Below are 18,660 nucleotides of genomic sequence, written 5' to 3'. Positions count from 1 at the left end.
GCTTGACGTGTATGGCGGTATGACAAGCGAGGTCGGTGCGAAGGCGAAGGCGAAGGCGAAGATGCGCGCCGACATGAAGCCCGTGTCCGCCCGTATTCTCGTGGTCGATCCTGACCGCGCGCTGTGTGAACTGCTCTCGCATTTTCTCGTCGAGGCAGGTTTCGAGGTGTCGCTGTTGTCGACGCCGACGCAGTTGCCGCACGACGTGCGCGCCGCGTCGCCCGATCTCGTGCTGATGGAGCGCAGCTTTCCTGACGTCGATGGCTTTGCGTCGCTCAAGGCGTTGCGCGGACACGGCGACGCCACGCCGGTCATCCTGTTCTCGTCGCTCGCCGATGCGATCGATCGCGTGATCGGTCTCGAACTCGGCGCCGACGATTACCTCGCCAAACCCTTCGTGCCGTCCGAACTGCTGGCGCGCATTCGCGCCGTGTTGCGCCGCACGTCCGCTCGCGCGCAGATCGCGGTGCCGGAGGCGGCCGTTACGTGGAACGATGTGCGCGGCTTGCGCGATTGCTGCTTTGGCCCATTCCGGCTCGTGTTCGCGTCGCGTACCTTGCTGCGCGACGGCGAGCCGCAAAGCATGACGGACAGCCAGTTCGCGCTGCTCGCGGTGTTCGCGCAGCGGCCGATGGAAACGCTTTCGCGCAGCCGCCTCGTCACGCTCACGCGCGGCTGCATTCGCGACAGCAGCATGACGGTTGCCGTGGCGCGGCTTCGCACGCTGCTGGAGGCCGACCCCACGCGGCCGCGCTGGATACGGACGGTGCGCGGCGAAGGGTATTGCTTCGTGCTCGATCCGGACGGGCAGGCGTGAGGCGAGTCTGGCGGGGGAGAGGTCGCTTCGCGCCCGACGCGGCGCGCTGAAGCGCTGACACGGGGATGTCGATCAATAAGTCTTTGTTATCGCGGGAGAACGAATCAATCTTGGTGTTATCGCGGCCTCGCCTATAACGTGTGAATCAGCTCGCACGCGTCCCGTATGCGTGCTTCCCGCTGCTTCAACACATGGGGTTGGATCTCTACTATGTACAAGGCAATCAACAAGATTCCCTCGGCGCCACAGGCGACGCCTGCAACTATTGCGGCTTTGCGTGAACTTCCGGTTTCGACACTGAGCGACAGTATGCATCGCAACACGGGAACGTCAGGGCTCCGGCCGTATCATCGGCCGGGCAAGCTGACCATGGCGGGCACCGCGGTGACGGTGCGCTCGCGCGGCGGCGACAATCTGGCGTATCTGCGAGCGCTCGATTTTTGCCGTCCGGGCGATGTGCTCGTGGTCGACGCCGGTGGCGATCTGAACAACGCCGTGGTGGGGGGCATCCTGTCGTTCTACGCGGCGTCAGCGGGCCTGGCCGGACTCGTGGTCGACGGTGCGATCCGCGATGTCGCCGAAATCCGCGAGCGTGATTTCCCGCTTTATGCGCGGGGTGTAACGCATCGTGGTCCCTACAAGGATGGCCCGGGCGAGATCAACGTGCCGGTGTGCGTCGACGGCATGGTGGTGCATCCGGGCGACATCGTGGTCGGCGATCAGGATGGCTTGCTTGCCATTCCCCAGGCCGACGCGGAGTCCGTGATCGAGAAGGCGAGGGCCGTCGTGAAGGCGGAAGCGGAAACGATGCGCGCGGTGCGCGAGGGACGCTGGAGCCGTGAGTTTGTCGACGCGCTCGAAAGCCGCAGCAACAATTAAAGCCGTCTCTTCCGACGATCTGAACGCCGGCATTGAACGATGCCGGCGTTTTTTATGAGCACGTTTCTGCGAGGACTGTTGCGGGCAGGGAGGGCACGGCTGGAGGAGTCGGAGGTGCGTTCCCCATCGCGCGATGAACGAGGGAAACGCACGGGTCAAGCGATCAGTCGAATGTCATGACGACCTTCATCGAGGTCGAGCGATTGCCTGCGGTCTGGAAGGCGCTGAGCGATTCCTGATACGGAAAGATGTCCGAAATCAGCGGCCTGACGTCGATAAGGCGTTTGTTCAGCAATTCGACGGCGGTGGCGAATTCTTCGTGGAAGCGAAATGCGCCACGCAGATCGAACTCCTTGGCGACGATTACGTTGATCGGCAAGGTCATCTCACCGCCGAGACCAACCTGAACGATGATGGCGCGCGGCTTGAGCACGTTGAATGCGCCGCATAGCGCCGCAGCATTCCCGCTGGCCTCGAACAGCACATCGAACCAGCCTTTGCCGATTGCATAGCGATCGAGCGCGTCCGGCGTCTGCGCGATATTCACGGTGGCGTCGGCGCCCACGCGGCTCGCGCATTCCAGCGGGAGCGAGTTCATGTCCGTGACGACGATTTCCGCAGCGCCGGCGCGTCGCGCGGTCGCGACGATCAACGCGCCAATCGGACCCGATCCCGTGACGAGAACCCGCTTGCCGAGCAGCGGGCCCGCGCGGTTCACCGCGTGTAGCGCTACCGACAACGGTTCCGCCATGGAAGCTTCGGCGTCGGTCAGTTCGTCGGAGACGGGCCAGGCTTGCGAGCGGTCGATCACGATTTCCTGGCGGAATGCGCCCTGCACATGCGGGGTGCGCATCGCACTGCCGTAATAGCGCATATCGACGCAATGATTCTGCAGGCCTTTCTGGCAATATTCGCAGGCGCCGCACGGCCGGCTCGGGCTGATGGCGATGCGCGTGCCGGCCTGAATATCGCTGATATTGCGGCCCACGCGCGTGATAACACCCGAGACTTCGTGGCCGAGAATCATCGGCTCCTTGATGCGCACGGTGCCGAAGCCGCCGTGGTTGAAATAATGCAGGTCCGATCCGCAGATGCCGCCCGCGCGTATGCGGACGAGCAATTGATGATCGTCCGGCTCGGGCGTGGGAACGTCTTCGATCCGCAGATCGCGCGGGGCATGAATGATGAGTGCGTGCATGGAGATATCCGTTGAAATGGAGCGGGACCAGACAACTGGCGATGCCGCTTACGTTAATCGTCGAGCGGCACGCTGACAAATCGGAATCGCGTCTGATCCAATAGCGGACGCTTATGACGGCGCTAGTCGAGCGCTTTGGTGATGTTTTCGATGACCTTTTTCGCGTCGGCGAACACCATCATGGTTTTGTCCATGTAGAACAATTCGTTGTCGAGACCGGCGTAGCCCGAGGCCATCGACCGTTTGTTCACGATCACGGTGCGCGCCTTGTAGGCTTCCAGAATCGGCATGCCGGCGATGGGCGACTGCGGATCGGTGCGCGCGGCGGGATTGACCACGTCGTTCGCGCCGAGCACCAGCACGACATCGGTTTGTCCGAATTCGGGGTTGATGTCGTCCATCTCGAAGACCTGGTCGTAGGCCACTTCCGCTTCGGCCAGCAGTACGTTCATATGGCCCGGCATCCGCCCCGCGACCGGGTGGATTGCGTAGCGCACATCGACGCCCTTGCCGCTGAGCTTGTCCGTCAGTTCCTTGAGCGCGTGCTGCGCGCGCGCAACCGCGAGGCCATAACCCGGCACGATCACGACGGATTCGGCGTTGCCGAGCAGGAACGCGGCGTCGTCGGCCGAGCCGGATTTGACGGGGCGCTCCTCGCGCGCGGCGGCGCCGGCGGTTGCGGCCTGCGCACCGAAGCCGCCCAGAATCACGCTGAAAAACGAGCGATTCATGGCGCGGCACATGATGTAGGACAGGATCGCGCCGGAGGAGCCAACCAGCGACCCGGCAATGATCAGCATGGGATTGTCGAGAGAAAAGCCGATGCCGGACGCGGCCCATCCCGAGTAGGAGTTGAGCATCGAGACCACCACCGGCATGTCCGCGCCGCCAATCGGAATAATGATCAGTATGCCGAATGCGAGCGCGATGAGCGTCATGGCGATAAACGGTGCCCACGCCCGGGTGAGCACGAAGGCCACGCCGAGCGCCACGATCGCCAGGGCGAGTATCAGGTTGATCAGGTGCTGTGCAGGATAGACCACGGGCGCGCCCTGGAACAGCCTGAACCTGTACTTGCCCGAGAGCTTGCCGAATGCGATGACGGAGCCCGAGAACGTGATCGCGCCGATGAATGTGCCGACGAACAACTCGATGCGGTTACCGACCGGCAGCATCGTTTCAAGTCCGAAGGCCGACGGTTCCGACACGACGGCATACGCGATACACACTGCCGCGAGACCGATCAGCGAGTGCATTGCGGCGATCAACTCGGGCATCTTCGTCATTTCCACGCGGGCGGCAACGACGGAGCCGATCGAGCCGCCTATGAGGAGCGCAACGACGATGAGGCCCATGCCCAGCGACAGATTCGAGCCGAGCGTCGCCGCGCGGGCCGCGATGAGCGCAATCGTCGTCAGCATGGCAATCGCCATGCCTGCCATGCCGAAGGCGTTGCCGAGGCGCGCGCTCTTCGGATTCGACAGTCCCTTGAGCGCCTGAATGAAGCAGACGGAAGCGACGAGATAGAGAAGGGTGACGGCGTCGAGGCTCACAGTGCCGCTCCTTTGCCGGCATGGCGTGCCGCCTTGCCGCTATCCTTTTTGCGGAACATCTCGAGCATCCTGCGCGTGACGAGGAAGCCGCCGAAAACGTTGACGGCGGCGAGCGCGACGGCCAGGGCGCCAAACGTCTTGCCCGGTGCGCCGACAGTGAGCCCGGCGGCGAGCATCGCGCCGACAATCACGATGGCCGATACCGCGTTGGTGACGGCCATGAGCGGCGTGTGCAGCGCGGGGGTGACGTTCCACACGACGTGGTAGCCGACATAGATCGCGAGCACGAAGATGATCAGGTGCGTCGTGATGGGAGAGATAGAGTGCATCGCAGGATCCTTTACGCGGTTTTTTGCATCGACTGTTCGTGGCCGATCAGTGTTGCCGCAATGATGTCGTCGCTCGTATCGATGTTCAGTTGACCTTCCGGCCCGATGATCAGCTTGACGAAATCGAGCACGTTGCGGGCGTAGAGCGCCGATGCGTCGGCGGCCACCATGGCGGGCAGATTCGTATGGCCGGCGATCTGCACACCGTGACGCGTGACGACCGCGTCGGGTTCCGTGAGCGGACAATTTCCGCCACGTCGACCGTCGATCTCCGGCCCCCGGCCGGCGGCCAGATCGACCAGCACCGAACCGGGTTTCATGGCGTCGAGCGTGTCGGCGGGAATCAGCGTGGGCGCCGGGCGGCCCGGGATCAATGCCGTGGTGATCACGATATCGGCGAGCCTGGCGCGCTCGTGGACGAGCGCCGCCTGGCGCGCGAGCCACGACGCCGGCATGGGCCGCGCGTAGCCGCCGGAGCCCTGGCCCGCATCGCGCTCGTCATCCGTTTCGAACGGCACGTCGAGAAATTTCGCGCCGAGCGACTCGATCTGCTCTTTCACAGCGGGCCGCACGTCGGACGCCTCGATCACCGCGCCCAGCCGTTTGGCGGTTGCGATGGCCTGCAGGCCCGCGACTCCCGCGCCGAGAATCAGCACGCGTGCGGCTTTCACCGTGCCCGCGGCGGTCATGAGCGTCGGCATGAAGCGCGGATACAGGCTCGCCGCGAGCAGCACCGCCTTGTAGCCGGCGATGTTCGCCTGCGAGGAGAGCACGTCCATGCTTTGCGCCCGCGTGGTGCGAGGCATCAGTTCGAGCGCGAACGACGGCAGGCCGGCTGCGCGAATGCGGGCTAGCTGGTCGACGTCGTAGGGATCGAGCATCCCGACGAGCACCGTGCCGCGTTTCATGCGGCGAAGCTCGTCGTCAGTCGGCGTCCTGACTTTCAGGACCATATCGGCGTTGTAGGCCTCGCCGGCATCGACGAGCATGGCGCCCGCATTGGCATAGGCGTCGTCGGGAATATGAGCGCCCGCGCCCGCGCCGTGCTGCACGAGCACGGTCTGTTTTAACGCGATGAGTTTCTTGACGGTCTCAGGTGTGCCCGCGACCCGTGCTTCTGCGGCTCGGCTTTCGGCGGGAATGCCGATTCTCATGAATGTCTTCTCCTGAATGGACGTGGCGCGCCTCGGGCAATGCGTTGTCGATTGCCCGGCGTGAGGCGTTGCTGCCTCGTGGCGGCGCACGTAATGGGCAGCCGGGCGCGGATTGCGCCGGACTGGATTGAAAAGCGCCGTTTGTCCCGGCGATCAGAACTTGTGACGCAGACCGATCGCCGCTTCGAACACGGAGTTGTGACCGTAGAAGGGCTGGTTGCTTCCCGACGCGGACGCGAGGTTGATCCATGCGCCGGTCAGATGGTTGTAGTCGACGCCTGCGTAGACGTCGGTGCGCTTGCTAAGCAGATAGTCGAACGTCGGACCGCCTGTCACGCGCGTGCCGCTGCTGCCCGCGTGGTGAACGAAGTCGATGTAGACCGGCAGATCCAGCACGAGCGAGGGCGTGATGTAGTACTGAACGGCTGCGGAAAACGAGTCGTTGCGATAATCGGCGGGATAGACGTGGCTGTAGATGTACGAGGCAAACACCTTGGCCGCGCTGAACGTGTAGGTCGCGCCGACGGTGAAGATTTTCTGCGAGCTGTCGGGGATCGTCACGCCGAAATACGTGCTGCCGTATGCGGTCGTCGACGGTGTCAGGCCGCCGATGTTGTTGACCACCTGATACGCCGCGCCGATGTTCAGCGGACCGCGATCGTACGACATGCTCACCGCGGGCGACGAGTTCTGGTGAACGTTGCCCGCGACGCCGCCAAACGTATAGGCGCCTTTGAACGTGAAGCCATAAAGGACGGGCGAGGTGTAGCGCACGGTGTTGTCGAGACGGCCGCCGCCCGTCAGGCCGGCGCCCTGGAAGCCCAGCGTGCCGGTGTAGTTCGCCAGCGCGTAAATATCGTGGGTCCAGGCGGTCTCGTGCGCGAGCGTGTACTGGCGACCGGCCGTGAGCGTGCCATAGGGCGCGCTCAGGCCCACCATCGCGGTGCGGCCAAACAGACGCGGACTGCCCGAAGGGGTCGATTGCTGCGTGGCGCCGGTGTTGGGCGTAAAGCCGCTCTCGAGCTGGAAGATCGCGGCGTAGCCGCCGCCGAGATCCTCTTTGCCCTGCAGGCCCCAGCGACTGCCCTGAATTTCACCGCCGCTGCCCATGGTGAAAAGCTTGCCGCCGGCGGCGTTCTGATGCGTATCGAAACGCACGGCCTCGTCGATAATGCCGTACAGCGTGACATTCGATTGAGCATGGACTGCCCCGGAAGCGGCAAGACCTAATGAAATTAGCAATCCTGATTGACAAGCTTTCACGCTGGACCCCTTTCTGGTTGACGAAAGACGAAGAACTCCAAGGAGATCGCCGCATCCGGTATCCGGTGCGGCGTCTTTTTTATGGGTCGGGGCGCATGCCCCAACCGGATTCGTACTAGTCGAGAGCGGCGACGGCGGCGGCGATCTTCTTGCAGCCTTCGCCAATCGTGTCGATGCTGGTGGCGATCGACATGCGGAAAAACGGTGACAAGCCATAGGCCGCGCCCGCGATCACCGCCACGCCGGCCTGTTCGAGCAGATAGAGGACCACGTCGTTGTCGTCGGCCATGCGCTTGCCTTGCGGCGTGGTGCGGCCGATCAGTCCGCTGCAGTTCACGTAGAGATAGAACGCGCCCGCGCTCGTGCGGCAACTGATGCCGGGGATGTCGTTCAGGGCGGCCAGCGCGAAATCGCGGCGTTCGCGATACACCCGCACCGATTCGTGCACGAACGACTGGTCGCCGGTCAGCGCGGCGAGTGCGGCGGCCTGGCTGATCGAGCTTGCGTTGCTGGTCGATTGCGACTGGAGCTTGTCGAGCGCCGCGATCAGTTCCGCCGGACCCGCTACGTAGCCGATCCGCCATCCGGTCATCGCGTACGTCTTCGAAACGCCGTTGATTACCAGCGTGCGCGTGGCGAGTTCCGGCGCGACAGCCAGCAGGTGCGACGCGGCCTCGTCGGTGAAGCGGATGTGCTCGTAGATGTCGTCGAGCATGATGAGAACATGCGGATGACGCTGCAAAACGCCGGCCAGCGCGCGCCATTCGTCGGCGGAATAGGCCGCGCCGGTCGGGTTGGTCGGCGAATTGATGATCAGCCAGCGCGTGCGTGGCGTAATGGCGCGCTCCAGTGCGTCCGCGTTCAATTTGAACGCTTCGTCCTCGCTGCAGGTGACGATCACGGGCTTGCCGTCGTTGGCGAGGACCATATCCGGATACGAGACCCAGAACGGCGCCGGGATCAGCACTTCGTCGCCGGCATCCACGGTTGCCGAAAGCGCATTGAAGATGGCGTGCTTCGCGCCGCACGTCACGATGATCTGGCGCGGGTCATACGTCAGTTGATTCTCGCGCCGCAATTTATCTGCAATCGCCTGACGCAGCGCCGGCGTGCCGGCGGTCGCCGTGTATCGGGTTTCGCCGCGCTCCATGGCGTCGATCGCGGCCTGGCGAATATGCGCAGGCGTGTCGAAATCGGGCTCGCCCACCACGAGATTGACGATGTGCTTTCCCTGGCGCTTCAGGTCGGCGGCACGTTCGGCTGCCGCGCTGCTCGGCGAGGGTTTGATGCGCTTGATGCGATCGGCGATATGCACTGCACTCACAGTTGGCTCCTGAACGGCGTTGTACGTGGCGCTCACATTACGCGCCCGAAAATTTTGGAGCCAAGATAACTTTCCGCTGGTGCAATAACATTGACTTATGACGCGCCGGGGCCGCGCATGCGAGGGCGCAGCGGCGAACGCAGGCGTATTCCGATCGGTCGCGCGCTGCGCCGCACGGGCGGAAGTCTGTCCGTTATGGCGTTGTTGCCCTATCATTGCGGACATTGCACTGCTCCGGAGCTGCCATACCGTGAACCTGCGGCGTCTTAAATACTTCGTGAAAATCGTGGACATCGGCAGCCTGACGCAAGCCGCCGAAGTGCTGCATATCGCTCAGCCAGCACTGAGCCAGCAACTGATCACGCTCGAGGACGAATTCCAGCAGCAACTGCTGGTGCGCACCAAACGCGGCGTCACGCCCACGGAGGCGGGTGCCACGCTCTACCGCCACGCGCAACTGATTCTGCGGCAGTACGAGCAGGCTCAGGCCGACGTCAAGAGCGCGGGGCAGACGCTGGCCGGGCACGTCTCGGTGGGGCTCGCGCCCGGAACGGGCGCCTCGGCGCTTTCCTTGCCGCTCCTGCGCACCGTGCGGGCGCGTCATCCGGATATCCTCCTGTATATCAACGAGAACTTCGGCACGACGCTGAGCGAACTGATCATGAACGGCAGGATGGACATGGCCGTGCTGTATGGCGACAAGCCCGTGCATGGACTCGCGTTTCAACTGCTGATGAACGAGGAGCTTTACCTCGTCGCGCCTCGCAGCATGGGTATCGCGAAGGAGCAGATCGGCGTGGTCGATCTGCGCGATGTTCCGCTTCTGCTGCCGCGTCCGTACAACTATCTGCGCAAGTACGTCGACGAGGGATTCGCCCGCGTGCAGATGATTCCCAACGTGATCGCCGAAATCGAATCGGCGTCGACGCTGTCGGCAGCCGTGGGCGCCGGCATTGGCGCGACCATCCTGCCGGAATCCACGGCGCGCGTCGTGGCGGCGGCTGGCGATGTGGTCCAGTGCCGGATCGTCTCGCCGGTGATCAAGATTCCCCTGTCGGTTTGCCTGTCCGACCATCTCCCGCTTTCCGAACCCGCCGCGGCGGTTCGCGACATCCTGCTGGAACTGGCCAGCGACCTCGAATTCGACGCGCGTTCGCAACCGGCGTCCGAAACATAAGCGCGCCTTATCGCGGCAAAGCCAAACCGTCTTGGCGCGTTTTTTCTGCGCCGGATACATTGAGTCCATCTCCGATTGCCGGGCAGTCCAGGCTGCCACGGCAACGAAGCGCGCCGTTCGGCGGACGCGGCAGCCAGCAGGTTGCCCGGCCGCCGCGTCACTGCGGTGCTTCGCGTTCGCCGGCTAGCCGGCGGCCGTCCAACCGGTTACGGACCCAAAGATGGATCTCGAGAAGATAAAGGCGTTAATCGACCTGCTCGCGCAATCGCCGCTAGCGAAGCTGGAAGTGATCGAGGGCGATGAGCGCGTGAAGCTCATCAAGACGAAGCAGCGTCGCGCGCACAACGCGGCATCGGCGGCGCAAAGCGGTGTCGTCAAGGCAGCGCGCGACGAAGTGCGCGACGAAGTGCGCGAGGCAGTGCGCACGAATGCATCGTCGCAGTCCGCAGCGGATACGACCGGCGCCGCCGATGCGCGCGCTGCCGCGCCCGAGGTGGCCAAGGCGGTTTGCGCGCCATCGCCGGTCAAAACCCAAAACGTTCTCGCGCCGATGGCAGGCATCGCCCATCTGAAGCCGTCGCCCGATGAAGTGCCGTTCGTGGCAGTCGGCGACGCGGTGAGCGAGGGCCAGGTGCTCTGCACGATCGAGGCGATGAAGATGTTCATCGCGGTCGAATCGATGCACGACGGTGTGGTCGAGGCGATTCTCGTCGAGCCGGGCACCGAAGTGTCCGCAGGTCAACCGTTGTTCCGGATCGGCTGACCCACCATGTTCAACAAGGTATTGATCGCCAATCGCGGCGAAATTGCGCTGCGCATTCAACGCGCGTGCCGGGAACTGGGCGTGGCGACCGTCGCAATCCATTCGGAGGCGGATGCCGACGCGCGTTACGTGCGTCTGGCCGATCAGGCGATCTGCATCGGGCCGGCTGCGCCCGGGCGCAGCTATCTCAATCGCTCGGCGATCCTGCTGGCCGCGCATGCGAGCGGGGCGCAGGCCGTTCATCCGGGCTATGGTTTTCTGTCGGAAAACGCCGAGTTTGCCGAGCAGGTCGGCGAGGCCGGCCTCACATTCATCGGTCCCGATCCCGCGGCGATTCGCACGATGGGCGACAAGGTCGCGGCCAAGCGCGCGATGCGCGCCGCCGGTGTGCCCTGCGTGCCCGGACCCGACAGCGCGCTGCCGGACGATCCCGCCGAGATCGCGCGGATTGCGCACGACATCGGCTATCCGGTGATCGTCAAGGCCGCGGGCGGCGGCGGCGGTCGCGGGATGCGCGTGGTGCACGACCCCGAAAAACTGCTCGATGCGGTCACGGTGACGCGCGAGGAGGCGCGCCGCGCATTCGGCAAACCGGAACTGTATATCGAGAAGTTTCTCGAGCATCCCCGCCACGTCGAGATTCAGGTGCTGTGCGATGCGCACGGCAACGCGCTGTGGTTGGGGTCGCGAGATTGCTCGCTGCAACGGCGGCACCAGAAGGTGATCGAGGAGGCGCCCGCGCCCGGAATCGACGCCGAACTGATTCGCCAGGTGGGCGAGCGCTGCGCCGACGCATGCCGCCAGATCGGCTATCGAGGTGCCGGCACGTTCGAATTCCTGTTCGAGAACGGCCAGTTCTTCTTCATCGAAATGAATACGCGCTTGCAGGTCGAGCATCCCGTCACGGAGGCGACCACCGGCATCGACATCGTTCGCGAGCAGATTCGTGTCGCGCAGGGGCATGCGCTCGATCTGCATCAGGACGCTATCCGCACGTCGGGCCATGCGCTCGAATGCCGGATCAACGCCGAGGACCCGTTCTCGTTCGTGCCGTGTCCTGGGCGCGTGACGGTCTGGGAGCAGCCGGGCGGCAACGGCGTGCGGGTGGATTCGCATATGAGCAGCGGCGCGGTCGTGCCGCCGTATTACGACTCGCTGATCGCCAAGGTGATTACCTTTGGCGCGACGCGCGACGAAGCCTTCGCACGCATGCGCGTGGCGTTATCCGAGATGCGCGTGGAAGGGGTGAGCACGAACCTGCCGCTGCATCGCGCCATGCTTGACGACGCGGCGTTCCGTGCCGGCGCCGTCGATATCCACCATCTGGAGCGCTGGCTTGCTAAAGGAAAGGAACATGACGCAGATCGTTGAAGCGGCGTCGAGGCATCTCGCGATGGCCCCCGCGCAACCCGGCTCGCAACCTGGCTCGCAACCCGGCGCACGGCGCAGCGCCGATGCGGGCGTCCTGCGGGCAGAGGCGGCTCAGGCCGCTGTCCAGACGGGCGTTCAGGGTGCCGCGATCAGTCTGCTCGGCACGACCGCGATGCTTTTCGAAGCGCCGGGACTGCTCGAACTGTCCGTGCAGCGTCGTATCTGGGCGCTGGCGCGTGTTGTCGAAGCATGGCCGGGCGTGCGCGAAGCCGTGCCCGGCGTCACCAACCTCATGCTGACGTTCGCCGAACCGCCCGCCGATCCCGATGCCTTCTCGGCGGCGCTGCTCGACGCGTGGGAGGCCGCCGGCGAGTTGCAGGTGGAAGGGCGGCTCGTCGAATTGCCGGTGATCTACGGCGGCGAGTCGGGGCCGCATATCGGCGATGTGGTGGCGCACACGGGCTTGTCCATCGACGACATCGTCGAACTGCATTGCGCGCCGCTTTACACGGTCTATGCGCTCGGCAGCCATCCCGGCTACTGCTATCTCGGCGGCATGGATCCGAGGATCGCCACGCCGCGCCGCAAGGTTCCCGTGCTCGGACTGCCCGGCGGCGCAGTGTCGATCGGCGGCGTGCAGACGGGCGTTTCGGCTTCGGCGGGACCGAGCGGCTGGAACACCATCGGCCATACCTCGATGTCGTTCTTCGATCCGTCAAAGCCCAATCCCGCCACGCTCGCCCCCGGCGACATGATCCGCTTCAGGGTGGAAAGGATTATCCGATGATTGAGATCCTGTCTTCTTCCGCGCTCGCGACCGTTCAGGATCGCGGCCGCGACGGCTATCTGCGCTACGGCGTGGGCATGGCGGGGGCGATGGACCGGCTGGCGCTGGCGGTCGGCAACCTGCTGCTCGGCAATGCCGAGGACGCCGCGAGCATCGAGATTCCGGTGTTTCCGTTTCGCGTGCGCTTTCTCGACGATCTGTCCTTCGCGCTCACGGGTGCGGACGGCGCGGCGAAGCTGGGCGAGCGGCCGGTGCTGCCGTGGTGGACCCTGCACGCGAAACGCGGCGAGGTGCTGACGATCGGGGTGCCCGAGCATGGCGCGCGTTGCTATCTGTCGCTCGCGGGCGGCGTGGATGTGCCCGTCGTGCTCGGCTCGCGCAGCACGCAAATGCGCGGCGAATTCGGCGGCTTTCATGGCCGTCCGCTGAAAAAGGGCGATGTCGTGGCCGCCGGACAGATGCACGACGGCAGCGCCACCGGGCGTGTCACCGGCAATGCAAGCAGCGGTGCAAGCAGCGGTGCAAACTGCGGTGCAAACTGCGGCCCCGGGGCGGGCTTCGGCTCCGTCCCGCCCTGGCTCTCGCTACCCGCGCCGGCAGCCACGCCGGACGGCGAAGCCGCAGCCGACGGCGATACGGTCGTGCGCGTGTTGCCCGCAGCCGAATACGAGCGCTACACCGCGCCATCGCAGGACGCGTTCTGGCGCACGGCCTGGAAGGTGACGCCGCAAAGCGACCGTTACGGCTACCGCCTTGCCGGATCGACGCTCGCGACGGTGGAGACGCTGGAGATGCGCTCGCACGGCATCGTGCCGGGCGTGATCCAGGTGCCGCACAGCGGTCAGCCCATCATCCAGTTGCGCGATGCGCAGCCATCGGGCGGTTATCCGAAGATCGGCACGGTCATCGAAGCCGATATCTGGCGGCTCGCTCAGGCGCGCATCGGTACGCATCTTCGATTCGTCAGGACAACCTATGACGAGGCAGTCGCGGCTACGCGCGAACTGGACGGCTATGTGGAGAAGGTCAAGCAACTCGTCGGGCTGTTTCGCTCTTCCGGACATTGACACATGACATTGCAGAATCAGGCGGATATTCGCGAACTGCGGCAAATCACGACGTGGCTGGCCGACGCGGGCGTCGAATTCATCGAAATCGGCCGTGCCGGCATGCGGGTTCGGCTCACGCTGGAACCTGACGCGCGGGCCGCTGCCGTCGGCGCGCCGGTGCTGTCGGCGGCATCGCGCGACGTTGCGCTGCCGACCGATTCATCTGCAACGCGTGCGAGCGCCGACAGGATCGAGGTGCGGGCGCCGCTTGCGGGGCAATTCCTCGCCGCGCATCCGGCGCGCGTCGAGCCGCTGGCTTCGGCCGGCATGCCCGTGGCGGCGGGCGATGTGCTTGGGCTGGTGCGAGTCGCCGACCTGTGCGTGCCGGTCGTCGCGGCGGGGCCTGGCATCGTCGAAGCGTTGCTCGCCGAACCGGGCGCGGCGGTGGGTTACGGCGAGCCCTTGTTCGCGCTGTCGCCGGTCCAGGAGGCCGGCAGCGAACCGGCGGCCTCGGCGTATGAACGTCGGGCATGAACGTGTTTTGGCCCGTGCGGGCCAACCAGACAGGGAGCAGCGCAATTGGAAATCGATCTGAACGCCGATCTGGGCGAAGGCTTCGGCCCGTATCGAATGGGCGAGGACGAGGCGATGCTCGATATCGTGTCGTCCGCGAATGTGGCGTGCGGTTATCACGCGGGCGATCCGGTGATCATGGACCGGACCGTGCGGATGGCGAAACAACGCGGTATCGAGGTCGGCGCGCATGTGGGGTTTCCGGACCTGCTCGGTTTCGGCCGCCGCCAGATTCAGGCGGACCCGCAAGAGCTTGCCAACTACGTGATCTATCAGATGGGCGCGCTCGCGGGCATCGCCACGGCGGCCGGCTATCGCGTCACGCACATGAGCTTTCACGGGGCGCTCGGCAATATGGCGGCCGCGTCGTACGAACTGGCGGAGCCGCTCGTTCGCGCCGTCGCGGACTTCGACCGCGATCTCATCGTCAGCGTGTCGACCAACACCCAGATCGAGCGCGCCGCGCAGCGCTTCGGTCTGCGCGTCGCGAACACTTTTCTTGCCGATCGCGCCTATGACGACGAGGGCGCGCTCGTGTCCCGGCAACTGGCCGGCGCGGTCATCAAGGATCGGGAAGCCGTGCTTGCCCGCGTGCGCATGCTGCTCACGCAGGGCGAGATCCTGACCATTACCGGCAAGCGCCTGAAAGTGGCCGCGCAATCGATTCTGCTGCATGGCGATACGCCGGGCGCCGTCGATCTCGCCCGCACGGTGCGCGCGGAGATCGAGCGCGCGGGCGGACGCGTGACGCCCGTGTCGCAACTGGTGGGCGCGCCGCACTGAGCGCGCCGCGCGAGGCTCAACTGGGTTTGTCGCACGCCCGCAGGTGCGACGAAAGAGAATTTCATACCGAGGTCCATCATGCCGTTTTCAGACTACAAGACCGCGCTCGTGACGGGCGCTTCGACCGGAATGGGTGCCGCCATCGTCGAGCGTTTCTGCCGCGAAGGGCTCGAAGTGCACGCGCTGGCGCGCAACGCCGAGCGGCTCAATGAACTCGCGGAGCGCACCGGCTGCATTGCGCACGCGATCGACGTCTGCGACCTCGATGCCGTGACGGCGCTGACGAAGAAAGTGCCGTTCGATATCGTGGTGAATAACGCGGGCGTGTCGCGCAAGGGCTCGATTCTCAATGCAGAGGTCGAGGACATCGACGTGCAGGTGGAGGTGAATCTTCAGGCCGTGCTGCACCTCGTTCGATTGACGATGCCGGGAATGGTCGAGCGCGATCGCGGGCATATCGTGAACATCAGTTCGATCGCGGCGATCTACAACTTCGGCGGCAACTCGATCTATCACGCGACGAAAGCGGGCATTCACGCCCTCTCGCGCCAGCTGCGTGTCGATGCGACGGGCAAGCGCGTGCGCGTGACGGAAATCTGCCCGGGTCGCGTCGCGACCGATATTTTCGGCCACGTTCACGGCGATATCGAAGCGGCGCGCAAAGAGTTTATCGACGGTTTCGAATTGCCCCGTCCCGAAGATATTGCCGACGCGATCGCGTTTGCGATTGCCGCGCCGCTGGCGGTCAATATCAGCAATATGGAAATCCTGCCGACGCTCCAGGTCCCCGGCGGTCTGACGACCGTCAAGCGCGGACCCGCCGGGTCGAACGAGTAAGGCGCGACGATGCCCACCGAACTCGCGGGACAGCTGTTGGCGCACTCGGCGCACATTCGCGGGCGCGCGCAGGGCGATCCGTTCAGCAATCCCATCCTGTCGATCTCGATCGATATCATCGAACGGCTGGCGTCCGCGGAGCTCGATCACGAAGCGGTGATGGCGCTGATCGGCGAGTTGAGGGATGACGCTTTCTCCGCGCGCGCGGCGCGTATCGCACGCTACGTTGGCGGCGTCGAGATCGAGGCGAATGGCCGCGCGCTCGACGCCGTGGCGCAGGACCTGCTGAGCCCGTCGGGGGCGGCGCGCGCACCGGATTGGGAACATTACCGCTCGCAGGTCGAGCGCACGCGCCACGCGGCGGTGTTCACCGGGCATCCGACCTTTGCACTCTCGCCCGAGGTGGGACAGCATCTCGCCGACCATGCCTGCGGCGCGCCGCTCGACAAGCACCGCTCGCATCGCCCGCAGACGGTATTGCTCAACGACGAGTTCGCGCAGTCGGTCGCCGCGATCGAGAACGGGCGCGATGCGCTCGACCGCTTCAATGCGGCGTTGCTGACGGCCGCGCGCGCGACATGGCCGCACGACTGGACGCGCCTGGTGCCGCGTCCGCTGGTCTTGTCCACGTGGGTCGGCTACGACACCGACGGGCGCACCGACATCGGCTGGTGGGACACGTTGCGGCTGCGTTTGCGCATCAAGCAGCGACAGCTCGCGAGGCTGCGCGGCCAGCTCGATGCGTGCCGCAGCGCGCGAGCCGTGGTCGAGCGCCTCGACATTGCGCTGAACGCCGTGGAGCGGCAGATCGACGCCTGTCCTGCGCGCGCGCACGCGGGAGAAGTGTCGGCTTTCGCGCATGCGCTGGTCGGACAGCGCGAGGCGGCCTGCGTGTCGAGTGCGCCGTTGCGCGCATTGCTCGACGAGGCCATCGCGCGCGCTGACGACGACGAGCGTCTTGCGCTGTGCGTGGCGCGCGCCGGTTTGGTGGCGCATGGTCTCGCGCTGGCGCATACGCATGTCCGCTTGAACGCGAGCCAGTTGCACAACGCGGCACGGCATCGCCTCAATATCCTCGACGATATCGACTCGCCCGCCCGCCGCCGGGCCATGCTCGCCGCGATCAACGCCGCGCTCGCACGCGTCGAAGCCGCGCCGGTCGACTTCGGTTCGTTGCTCGACGAGCAGGCAACGGCGGCGCGCATGATGATGACCGTCGCGCAGCTGGTCAAGCATATCGACAGTTCCACGCCCGTGCGCTTTCTCATTGCGGAAACGGAGAGCGGCTACACGCTGCTGACTGCGTTGTGGCTCGCACGGTTGTGCGGCGTCGAGTCCCACATCGAGATCAGTCCGCTGTTCGAAACAGCGGACGCGCTCGAGCAGGGCGCGCGCGTGCTGGACGAAGCGCTCGCGAGCGCGCATTACCGCGACTACGTGCGCCTGCACGGCCGCCTTGCATTGCAGTTCGGTTATTCCGATTCGGGGCGCTATGTGGGGCAGCTCGCGGCGAGCTTCCTGATCGAGCGCCTGCGGCTGAAAATCGCCCAGACTCTCGCGAAGCACGGCATGCACGGTATTGAAATCGTGCTCTTCGATACGCACGGAGAAAGCATTGGCCGGGGCGCGCATCCCGGCTCGCTCGCCGACCGCCTCAAATATCTTTCGCCCACGGCGGCGCGCCATGCGCTGAACGACGGCGGGCATCCGGTGCGGGAGGAGTGCGCGTTTCAGGGCGGCGACGGCTACGTGCTGTTCGGCACGCCCGCGCTCGCGCTCGCCACGGTCGCGCGTCTCGCCGAACACGCCTTCCACCTGCCCGTGGGGCCGGTCGACGATCCGATCTACGCGGACCCCGACTTCGCCGCCGACTTTTTCGGCTCGGTGCGCACGACGATGGCTGACCTCGTCGACGATCCGGGCTACACGGCGATCCTCGGCGCGTATGGGCCGGCGCTGCTCGACCGGACGGGGTCGCGTCCGGCCGCGCGGCAGACAGACGGGGCGATGGTGCGCACGCGGATCCGGCATCCGCGCGAACTGCGCGCCATTCCGAACAACGCGATCCTGCAGCAGCTCGGCTGGTGTGCGAACACGCTGCACGGGCTGGGCGCGGCGGCGGCCCGTCAGCCCGAGAAGTTCGTCGGCATGCTGGCCGGCAGCCGGCGTTTCCGGCGCGCGCTCGACTTCGCGCGTCATGCGCTTGCGCATTCGGAGATCGATGTGCTGCGCGCCGTGGTCTCGCTGCTCGATCCCGGCACGTGGCTCGACCGCGCGCGTCATGCGGACGACGAATCGCGCCGTGGCGCTTTGCAGGGCGTCGCATCGGCGCTCGAACGCCTCGATGTGTCGGCGTCCCTGCGCGCGATGTTCCGGCGCGCGGTCGCCGACGATCTCGCATTGCGGGCGGTCTGGCCCGAACACACGTCGATGGGCGAGCGCGAGATTCTGCTGCACGCGCTGCGGCTTGCCCTGATCCAGCAGGTCTGGCTGCTGGCGGCCCGCATCCCGGCCTTCGCCGAGCGCGCGGGCGTGACGCGAGACACCGTGCAGGCGGCCATCATCAGCCTGGATCTGGCGGCGGCGCTGCCCGTGCTGGCGGAGATTTTTCCGGAAAGCGCGGACCACTGGGCCGCCCACGACTATGCGGAGCCTGCCGGGCTCCGGCCGGGCGGAACCTATGCGCGCGAGCACGCCGAGCTGTTCGCGCCGATGGCCGGGCTGTTCGACGCCATCCGGGAAATTTCCGTTGCGATTACCCATGAGGTCGGCGCATTTGGCTGACCGCTTCCGCCGGCCGCCG

The 18,660-nt window shown here is 65.5% G+C and carries 17 protein-coding genes; 11 read left to right on the top strand and 6 right to left on the bottom strand.

Features of this window, described 5'->3' with window-relative positions:
• The first annotated feature begins 19 nt into the window (after positions 1-19).
• Positions 20-817, top strand: a complete 798-nt coding sequence (locus tag BMY06_RS21340; protein ID WP_244144323.1) for a response regulator — start codon at positions 20-22, stop codon at positions 815-817.
• A 210-nt stretch (positions 818-1,027) separates the two neighbouring features.
• On the top strand, positions 1,028-1,696 hold the full coding sequence (locus tag BMY06_RS21335) for an RraA family protein (protein ID WP_074985051.1): 669 nt from the start codon (positions 1,028-1,030) through the stop codon (positions 1,694-1,696).
• 163 nt (positions 1,697-1,859) lie between these two features.
• Here the strand turns inward: BMY06_RS21335 and BMY06_RS21330 are convergent, their stop codons facing one another.
• The 6 genes from BMY06_RS21330 to BMY06_RS21305 all read right to left on the bottom strand — a co-directional run bounded on the left by BMY06_RS21330 (position 1,860) and on the right by BMY06_RS21305 (position 8,742).
• Entirely contained in the window at positions 1,860-2,894 is a 1,035-nt protein-coding gene (locus tag BMY06_RS21330; protein ID WP_074985050.1) for an L-idonate 5-dehydrogenase, read from the bottom strand.
• A 122-nt stretch (positions 2,895-3,016) separates the two neighbouring features.
• The gene (locus tag BMY06_RS21325) at positions 3,017-4,447 is read right to left on the bottom strand and encodes an NAD(P)(+) transhydrogenase (Re/Si-specific) subunit beta (RefSeq protein WP_074985048.1); all 1,431 of its coding nucleotides are present in this window, start codon (positions 4,445-4,447) and stop codon (positions 3,017-3,019) included.
• Positions 4,444-4,776, bottom strand: coding sequence for an NAD(P) transhydrogenase subunit alpha part 2 (locus BMY06_RS21320; protein WP_074985047.1), 333 nt, complete (start codon positions 4,774-4,776; stop codon positions 4,444-4,446). Before BMY06_RS21320 ends, BMY06_RS21325 begins: the two co-directional genes overlap by 4 nt.
• Before the next feature lie 11 nt (positions 4,777-4,787).
• Positions 4,788-5,930 (bottom strand): Re/Si-specific NAD(P)(+) transhydrogenase subunit alpha, encoded by a 1,143-nt coding sequence (locus BMY06_RS21315; RefSeq protein WP_074985045.1) that lies wholly within the window; start codon positions 5,928-5,930, stop codon positions 4,788-4,790.
• Between the two features lie 153 nt (positions 5,931-6,083).
• Positions 6,084-7,193: a porin gene (locus BMY06_RS21310; RefSeq protein WP_482052081.1), complete on the bottom strand. Its 1,110-nt coding sequence runs from the start codon at positions 7,191-7,193 to the stop codon at positions 6,084-6,086.
• A 115-nt stretch (positions 7,194-7,308) separates the two neighbouring features.
• Positions 7,309-8,742: an aspartate transaminase gene (locus BMY06_RS21305; RefSeq protein WP_390971029.1), complete on the bottom strand. Its 1,434-nt coding sequence runs from the start codon at positions 8,740-8,742 to the stop codon at positions 7,309-7,311.
• A 25-nt stretch (positions 8,743-8,767) separates the two neighbouring features.
• Here BMY06_RS21305 and nac point away from each other — a divergent pair, with 25 nt between their 5' ends.
• From nac to BMY06_RS21260, 9 genes are all read left to right on the top strand, one after another.
• Positions 8,768-9,694: a nitrogen assimilation transcriptional regulator NAC gene (gene nac, locus BMY06_RS21300; protein WP_074985040.1), complete on the top strand. Its 927-nt coding sequence runs from the start codon at positions 8,768-8,770 to the stop codon at positions 9,692-9,694.
• 220 nt (positions 9,695-9,914) lie between these two features.
• Positions 9,915-10,457, top strand: coding sequence for an acetyl-CoA carboxylase biotin carboxyl carrier protein (locus BMY06_RS21295; RefSeq protein ID WP_074985039.1), 543 nt, complete (start codon positions 9,915-9,917; stop codon positions 10,455-10,457).
• 6 nt (positions 10,458-10,463) lie between these two features.
• The gene (accC, locus tag BMY06_RS21290) at positions 10,464-11,828 is read left to right on the top strand and encodes an acetyl-CoA carboxylase biotin carboxylase subunit (RefSeq protein WP_074985037.1); all 1,365 of its coding nucleotides are present in this window, start codon (positions 10,464-10,466) and stop codon (positions 11,826-11,828) included.
• Positions 11,812-12,615, top strand: coding sequence for a 5-oxoprolinase subunit PxpB (pxpB, locus tag BMY06_RS21285; protein WP_260400248.1), 804 nt, complete (start codon positions 11,812-11,814; stop codon positions 12,613-12,615). Before accC ends, pxpB begins: the two co-directional genes overlap by 17 nt.
• The gene (locus BMY06_RS21280) at positions 12,612-13,682 is read left to right on the top strand and encodes a 5-oxoprolinase subunit C family protein (protein ID WP_074985036.1); all 1,071 of its coding nucleotides are present in this window, start codon (positions 12,612-12,614) and stop codon (positions 13,680-13,682) included. Before pxpB ends, BMY06_RS21280 begins: the two co-directional genes overlap by 4 nt.
• A 3-nt stretch (positions 13,683-13,685) precedes the next feature.
• Positions 13,686-14,198, top strand: a complete 513-nt coding sequence (locus BMY06_RS21275) for an acetyl-CoA carboxylase biotin carboxyl carrier protein (protein ID WP_074985034.1) — start codon at positions 13,686-13,688, stop codon at positions 14,196-14,198.
• 45 nt (positions 14,199-14,243) lie between these two features.
• On the top strand, positions 14,244-15,020 hold the full coding sequence (locus tag BMY06_RS21270; protein WP_074985032.1) for a LamB/YcsF family protein: 777 nt from the start codon (positions 14,244-14,246) through the stop codon (positions 15,018-15,020).
• 78 nt (positions 15,021-15,098) lie between these two features.
• The gene (locus BMY06_RS21265; RefSeq protein ID WP_074985030.1) at positions 15,099-15,857 is read left to right on the top strand and encodes an SDR family oxidoreductase; all 759 of its coding nucleotides are present in this window, start codon (positions 15,099-15,101) and stop codon (positions 15,855-15,857) included.
• A gap of 9 nt (positions 15,858-15,866) precedes the next feature.
• Entirely contained in the window at positions 15,867-18,641 is a 2,775-nt protein-coding gene (locus tag BMY06_RS21260) for a phosphoenolpyruvate carboxylase (RefSeq protein WP_074985028.1), read from the top strand.
• Positions 18,642-18,660: the final 19 nt, after the last annotated feature.

This window comes from Paraburkholderia tropica, from assembly GCF_900109265.1.
In the GTDB taxonomy this organism is placed as follows: Bacteria; Pseudomonadota; Gammaproteobacteria; order Burkholderiales; family Burkholderiaceae; genus Paraburkholderia; species Paraburkholderia tropica.
This window is presented reverse-complemented; position numbering and strand designations above follow the sequence as displayed.